Here is a 6,795-nt window from a genome sequence, read left to right on the forward strand (position 1 = left end):
CCCACATTGCGGGGGCCACCAACGAAGAAAACCACCCCCCCCCCCCCCCCCCCCTCCCCTCCCCCCCCCCCCCCCCCCCCCCCCACCCCCCCCCCCCCCCCCCCCCTCCCCCCCCCCCCCCCCCCCCGCCGTGGTGCGCCGGGGCTCAGCTGCCGATGCTCGGCAGGGGCAGGCCGTTGGTGGGCAGCGTCGGCAGCCCGCCGAGCAGGCCCTTGTTGCCGGTGCTGTGCATCTTGCCGCTCGTGGCGGCGCCGTTGGCGCCGCCCGCACCGCTCACGCCCGGGCTGGTGTCGGACTTCGGCGTCACCGGCAGGTCGGGCGCCTTCGGGAGGTTGGGGGCCACGGCCTTGTCGACCGCCTGGGAGGGCGCCTTCAGGATGCCGCCCTGGATCGCGCGGTCCGCGGCGGAGACCACGGGGCCGCCGGCCGGTGCGAGCTTCGCGGCCTGCTGGATGGGCAGCCCGCCCATCGTGGTCGCGGCGGTGCCGGTGACCGATTCCACGGCGCCCGAGGTGCCGAACGCGGCCGCGTTGCCCACCGCCGTGGCGGCGAAGGCGACACCGAGCGCGGCAACACCGAGCGTCTTGATGGTTCCCTGCTTCATCTGAATTCTGTCCTCGCGACGGGGGAATTTTGCAGCGGCACTGCAACCTAGTCACGAGAGCCGGGAAGCCGCAATGAATGACACGGCCGGGACCCTGGAGTCCCGGCCGTTTTCACGCTATTACCCGTGGATTCACCGTCGGTTGCGACGGGAAGCGGAATTGCTGGTCAGACCGTGCCCGTCAGCGTCTGCCGGAAGAGCCACTCCGACTTGAGCTCGGCGTATCCGGGCTTGATGACGTCGTTGATCATCGCGAGACGTTCATCGAATGGGATGAACGCGGACTTCATCGCGTTGACGGAGAACCACTGCATGTCGTCCAGGGTGTAGCCGAACGTCTTGACCAGGTGCTCGAATTCACGGCTCATGCTGGTGCCGCTCATCAGCCGATTATCGGTATTCACCGTGGCCCGGAAGTGCAGCTTGCGCAGCAGGCTGATGGGGTGCTCTTCATAAGAAGTGGCCGCACCGGTCTGGAGGTTGGAGGTGGGGCACAGTTCCAGCGGAATGCGCTTGTCCCGCACATAGGACGCCAGCCGGCCGAGCTTGACCGTGCCGTCCTCCATGATCTCGATGTCGTCGATGATCCGGACGCCGTGCCCGAGCCGGTCCGCGCCGCACCACTGGAGCGCCTGCCAGATGGACGGCAGGCCGAACGCCTCACCCGCGTGGATGGTGAAGTGGTTGTTCTCGCGCTTGAGGTACTCGAACGCGTCCAGGTGACGGGTGGGAGGGAAGCCGGCCTCCGCGCCCGCGATGTCGAAACCGGCCACGCCCGAGTCGCGGTAGCGGTTGGCGAGTTCGGCGATCTCCAGGGCGCGGGCCGCGTGCCGCATCGCGGTGAGCAGCGCGCCCACCCGGATGCGGTGGCCGTTCTCGCGCGCCCGGCGCTCGCCCTCCCGGAAGCCCTCGTTGACGGCCTCGACGACCTCTTCGAGGGTGAGACCGCCCTCCAGGTGCTGCTCGGGGGCGTAGCGCACCTCGGCGTAGACGACGCCGTCCTCCGCCAGGTCCTCGGCGCACTCGGCGGCCACCCGGACCAGCGCCTCGCGGGTCTGCATCACGGCGCAGGTGTGCGCGAAGGTCTCCAGATAGCGCTCCAGCGAGCCGGAGTCGGCGGCCTCGCGGAACCAGACGCCCAGCTTGTCCGGGTCGGTCTCGGGCAGGCCGTCGTAGCCCGTGGCGCGGGCCAGGTCGACGACGGTGCCGGGGCGCAGTCCGCCGTCGAGGTGATCGTGCAGCAGCACCTTGGGCGCGCGGCGGATCTGCTCGGGGGTGGGTCGGGAGGTGGTCTCGGTCGTCATTTCGGCACTCTAGCCCCTACGCGCGTAGATGTCGGCGAACGATACGGAACGGTGACCCATCGGCGGGGTGGACACCGCACGGCGTTCTGCCATCGTGTCTGCCATGCCTGAGCAAGCGTTGCCGCAGCGCGGATCCCAGGGGCCGGGAGCGGGTTTGGCCCGGCTCGGAAAGCCGCTCGGCGCGGAGCATTCCGTGCACGGTGTCGCCCTGTTGCTGCCCGGCGGGCGCCCCGCCGGGACCCGCCGCCCCTCGGCCCTGACGCTGGCCGCGCAGCGGCGGGTGGCCCGCGGCCTGGCCCGGCCGGGGACGGCGGAGGGGCTGGTCACCCACGTCGTCCGCTACCGCCGCAGCGGCTGGAACGGCGCCGCGGCCGATCCCGTACGGGACGCGGAGTGGGCCGCGGACGAGGTCGTGCGGCGCTACGGCGACGTACCGGTGTGCCTGGTGGGTACGGACATGGGCGGCCGGGCCGCGCTGCTCGCCGCGGGGCACCCGGCCGTCACCTCCGTACTGGCGCTGGCCCCCTGGCTGCCCGCGCCGGAGTCCGTGCTCGACCCCGATCCGGTGCGGCAACTCGCGGGGCGGCGGGTGCTGCTGGTGCACGGCACCAACGATGAGCGCACCGACCCCGATCTGTCCTTCCGGCTCGCCGAGCGGGCGAAGAAGGTCAACCGGGACGTGTGCCGCTTCGAGGTGCACTCCGACGGGCACGCGCTGCACCAGCACCGCTCCGAAGTGCTCGCCCTGACGGTCGACTTCGTGCTCGGGTCGCTCTTCGGGCGGCACTACGCGCGCCCGGTGGCCGACGCGCTGGCGGCACCGCCGCCACTGGGGCTGCGCATGCCGCTCGCCTCCGGCTTCGGCGCGTCTCTGGGCTACTGACGCGGCCCCGGCCGCCGGAGGCGCGCGGGGGCATCGGACTCCCCCGGACGACGGCGGGAATGCCGTCGCCGGGCCGCGGCGGATCGCCGGCCCGCACCGGACCGCACCCGTCCGCCACTCCAGGACCCTCCAGGCCCGCACCCGGCGACCGCGCCGCCCGGCGCTCAGCGCGGCAGCAACTGCCCCCGGCGGGAGAGCAGGAAGCGTTTGAAGGCGGCCACCGGTGGGGTGTCGGGGTGGCCGTCGAGCCAGGCCACCCCGATCTCGCGGACGGCGCGCGGCGCGGTGACGGTCAGCTCCACCACGCCCGGCCGCGCCACCGCGGGCGGCGGCAGCAGGCCGACGCCCAGGCCCGCCGCGACCAGCCCGCGCAGCGTCTCCGGGTCCTCGCCCTCGAAGGCGACCTTCGGGGTGAAGCCGGCCTCCGCGCAGACCGCGTCGGTGATCCGGCGCAGCCCGTAACCGGGTTCGAGGGTCACGAAGAGCTCGCCGGCCGCCTCGGCGAGGCGGATCCGCTTGCGGCCGGCGAGCGGGTGGTCGTCGGGGACGACGAGGCGGAGCTTCTGCTCGTCGAGGCGGCGGGCGACGAGGTCCGGCGCGTCGGGCAGCGGCGAGGTCAGGCAGAGGTCGAGGTCGCCGAAGCGCAGCCGCTCCAGCATGGCCTCGCCGTAGTTCTGCACGAGCTGGAAGCGCACGCGCGGGTGGTCGGCGCGGAAGGCCCGGATCAGCTCGGGCACGGTCTCGGAGCCGAGGGTGTGCAGGAAGCCGAAGGCGACCTTCCCCGCGCTGGGGTCGGCGTCCGCCCGCACGGACTCGGCGGCGCGCTCGACCTCGGCCAGGGCCCGTTCGACGGAGGCGAGGAAAGTGCGGCCCGCGGCGGTCAGGGAGAGGGTGCGGCCGTGCCGGGCGAACAGCGCGACGCCCAGCTCCTGTTCGACGCGCGCCATCGAGCGGCTGAGGGTGGACTGCGGCATCTCCAGCTGGTGGGCGGCCCGGGTGACGTGCTCGTGCCGGGCGACGGCGACGAACTGCGCGAGGCGCGGGGTGAGGGTCGCGGCCCAGGAGTCCGCCTTGATCGCAGGGGTGTCCGGCGTTACCGGGTTGTCAAAAATCCGCGTCACGCTTTCATTGCCGGTCGGTGACAGGGAAGCCCCTGGCCTGCGATCATGCTGCACAGGAACGATTATCGCGAATTTGTGCATTGGACGCATGAGCGCTGCGTGCATACGGTCGGTACATGCCTCCTGCCGATACCGGGGCATCCGTCGTCACCACGCGATCGGGTGCCTCCGCACTGTCGTCCTCCGTTCCTTCCTCAGCCGATGACAACAAGCTGGTGCCCGGCGGGCCCGGCTACCGCAGGACGAGCCTCGCGCTCTTCGCCGCGGGTGTCGCCACCTTCGCCCTGCTCTACTCCACGCAGGCCCTGCTCCCCGCGATCTCCGACGACCTCGGTGTGACGCCGGATCAGGCGAGCTGGACCGTCTCGGCCGCGACCGGCGCGCTCGCCGTCGCCGTCGTCCCCTTGAGCGCGCTGTCCGAGCGCTACGGGCGCCGCGCGATGATGACCGCCTCGCTGTGTGTGGCCGCCCTCGTGGCCCTGCTCGTGCCCTTCGCCCCCGACCTGGGCTGGCTGGTGGCGCTCCGCGCCGTGCAGGGTGCCGCCCTGGCGGGCCTGCCCGCCTCCGCGATGGCGTATCTGGCCGAGGAGGTGCGGGCCAAGGCGCTGATCGGCGCGATCGGCCTGTTCGTGGCGGGCAACAGCCTCGGCGGCATGTCCGGGCGCATCCTCGCCGGCTGGGTCGCGCAGGCGTGGGGCTGGCGCGCCGGGCTGGGCGCGGTGGGCGTGCTCGCGGTGGTGTGCGCGGTGGCCTTCCGGCTGCTGCTCCCCAAGGCGCGGCACTTCACCCCGGCCGCGGTCTCGCCGCGCGCGCTGGCCCGCACCGTCGGCGGCCACCTCGCGGATCCGCTGCTGCGCCGGCTGTACGCGATCGGCGCGCTCTTCATGACCGTCTTCGGCGCGGTCTACACCGTCATCGGCTACCGGCTGGCCGAGGCGCCGTTCTCCCTGCCGCAGGGCGTCGTCGGCTCGATCTTCCTGGTCTATCTGGTCGGCACGGTCTCGTCGGCCGCGGCCGGGAAGCTGGTGGGACGGCTGGGGCGGCGCGGGGCGCTGTATCTGGCGCTGGGCACGACGTCGGCGGGTCTGCTGCTGACGCTCCCCCAGTCGCTGATCGCGGTGCTGGCCGGCCTGGTCCTGATCACGGCGGGGTTCTTCGCGGGCCACGCGGTGGCGTCGTCCTCGGTCAGCCGTACGGCGAAGACGGGCCGCGCGCAGGCGTCGGCGCTGTACCAGACGGCGTACTACCTGGGCAGTTCGGCCGGCGGCACGCTGGGCGCCGTCGCCTTCCACCTCGGCGGCTGGGACGGGGCGGTGGTCCTCGGCCTGATCGCGATGCTGGCCGCGGCGTCGATCACGCTCTACGCGACGCGCCGGGCGCTCCAGGAGCGCCGCTCCCTGCCCGCCGTCGCCCGGCCGTAAGGCACCCGCAGCCCGAAGGGGCCGCCCCGCCACCTGTCCTGGTGGGGGCGGCCCCTTCGTCGTTCACCACGCGGCCGCTCAGTACTCGTCGTCGCCCTCGTAGTAGTTGTTGACGACCACGTCCGGCTCGTCGTCGCTCATCGCCTCGTTGAGGAGGGCGCCGCCGACGAGGCCGGCCGCGCCGGCGCCGATGAGCGCGCCGGTGCCGAAGCGGCGGCCGCCCTGCTGCTGGTTGCCCTGCTGGGGATAGCCCTGCTGGGCGTAACCCTGCTGCGCGGGCTGCGGGTAGCCCTGCTGCTGGACCGGCTGCGGGTAGCCGGCCTGGGGGTAACCCGCCTGCGGCTGGGGGGCGGTGTAGTACGGCGGCGGCGTGGTCTGCACGCGCTGGGCGCAGCCGTTGCACGTCTGGATCTGCCGGGGCACACCCCACTGCGGGGACCACAGCACGGATGCCGTGCCGGGGCCATGGTTCGGGTCGAAGAAGCACGTCACGGAGGAACTCCCTGAGGATTGCTGAGGTGTGGCAAGGGGTGCGGCGGCCGTGGGGTTCTGCGGCACGGCACCGGCAAGAGGTGCGGACGCCGGGGACGGCACGGGCGGTTCCGCCTTCGCCGTGCTCACCTGGGCGGGCGGGGCCGGCGGCACGGGCGGGACGGCGGGCGCCGCCGGGGTCTCACGCAGGACGTCGACGCCGTAGTCACCCGCGATGCCCGCGAGGCCGGAGGCGTACCCCTGGCCGACCGCGCGGAACTTCCACTCCGCGCCGTGGCGGTAGAGCTCGCCGAAGACCATGGCGGTCTCGGAGCCGTCGACGCCCCCGAGGTCGTAGCGCGCCAGCTCGGCGCCGCCGGCCTGGTCGACGACGCGGATGTGCGCGCTGTCGAGGCGGCCGAAGTTCTGCCCGCGCCGCTCCGCCTCGTAGAGCGAGACGGGAAAGACGATCTTCGCCACCTCGGCCGGGACCCGGGTGAGGTCCACGTGGATCTGCTGGACGTCGCCCCCGCCGGCCGGTGTCCCGCCGCCGGAGTGGCTGACCGAACCGTCGGGGCTGCGCAGATTGTTGAAGAAGACGAAGTGCCGGTCGGAGAGCACCTTCCCGGCCTGGTCGCACAGCAGCGCGCTGGCGTCCAGCTCGAATCCGGCGCCCGGGGCGGACCGCGCCCGCCATCCCAGCCCGACCGTCACGGCGGTCAGGCCGGGGGCCTGCCTGCTCAGCGACACGTTGCCACCCTTGGCCAGGGCCACGCCCATGAACCTTCCTCCACTGTCCCGGCTTCCCTCGTTCATCGCGAACAACGGGGCGCCCGGGCCCACAGTTCCTGAGTTGCGCAATAAATAGATCAAGAGATGCCGGTACGACGCACCGGGGGGGGGGGGGGGGGGGAGAAAGGGGGGGGGGGGGGGGGGGGGGGGGGGGGGGGGGGGGGGGGGGGAGGGGGGGTGGGGGGGGGGGGGGTGGTAC

At 73.4% G+C, this 6,795-nt stretch carries 6 protein-coding genes; 2 read left to right on the top strand and 4 right to left on the bottom strand.

All coding sequences use genetic code 11. The features are described 5' to 3' along the window. Window positions 1-145: 145 nt before the first annotated feature. Window positions 146-604: a hypothetical protein gene (locus tag ACZ4A5_RS09620; protein ID WP_467580459.1), complete on the bottom strand. Its 459-nt coding sequence runs from the start codon at window positions 602-604 to the stop codon at window positions 146-148. A gap of 167 nt (window positions 605-771) precedes the next feature. Continuing rightward, window positions 772-1,908, bottom strand: a complete 1,137-nt coding sequence (locus ACZ4A5_RS09625) for an adenosine deaminase (protein WP_467580462.1) — start codon at window positions 1,906-1,908, stop codon at window positions 772-774. Between the two features lie 103 nt (window positions 1,909-2,011). Here ACZ4A5_RS09625 and ACZ4A5_RS09630 point away from each other — a divergent pair, with 103 nt between their 5' ends. Further along, window positions 2,012-2,791 carry an alpha/beta hydrolase gene (locus ACZ4A5_RS09630; protein WP_467580465.1) on the top strand — a complete coding sequence of 260 codons (780 nt, stop codon included), beginning with the start codon at window positions 2,012-2,014 and terminating at the stop codon, window positions 2,789-2,791. Between the two features lie 164 nt (window positions 2,792-2,955). Here the strand turns inward: ACZ4A5_RS09630 and ACZ4A5_RS09635 are convergent, their stop codons facing one another. Further along, window positions 2,956-3,993: a LysR family transcriptional regulator gene (locus ACZ4A5_RS09635; protein ID WP_467580704.1), complete on the bottom strand. Its 1,038-nt coding sequence runs from the start codon at window positions 3,991-3,993 to the stop codon at window positions 2,956-2,958. A gap of 35 nt (window positions 3,994-4,028) precedes the next feature. Here ACZ4A5_RS09635 and ACZ4A5_RS09640 point away from each other — a divergent pair, with 35 nt between their 5' ends. Continuing rightward, the gene (locus tag ACZ4A5_RS09640) at window positions 4,029-5,333 is read left to right on the top strand and encodes an MFS transporter (protein WP_467580468.1); all 1,305 of its coding nucleotides are present in this window, start codon (window positions 4,029-4,031) and stop codon (window positions 5,331-5,333) included. Between the two features lie 78 nt (window positions 5,334-5,411). Here ACZ4A5_RS09640 and ACZ4A5_RS09645 read toward each other — a convergent pair whose 3' ends face one another. Then, on the bottom strand, window positions 5,412-6,584 hold the full coding sequence (locus ACZ4A5_RS09645) for a TerD family protein (protein WP_467580471.1): 1,173 nt from the start codon (window positions 6,582-6,584) through the stop codon (window positions 5,412-5,414). Window positions 6,585-6,795: the final 211 nt, after the last annotated feature.

Source organism: Streptomyces sp. NPDC025618, assembly GCF_055558795.1.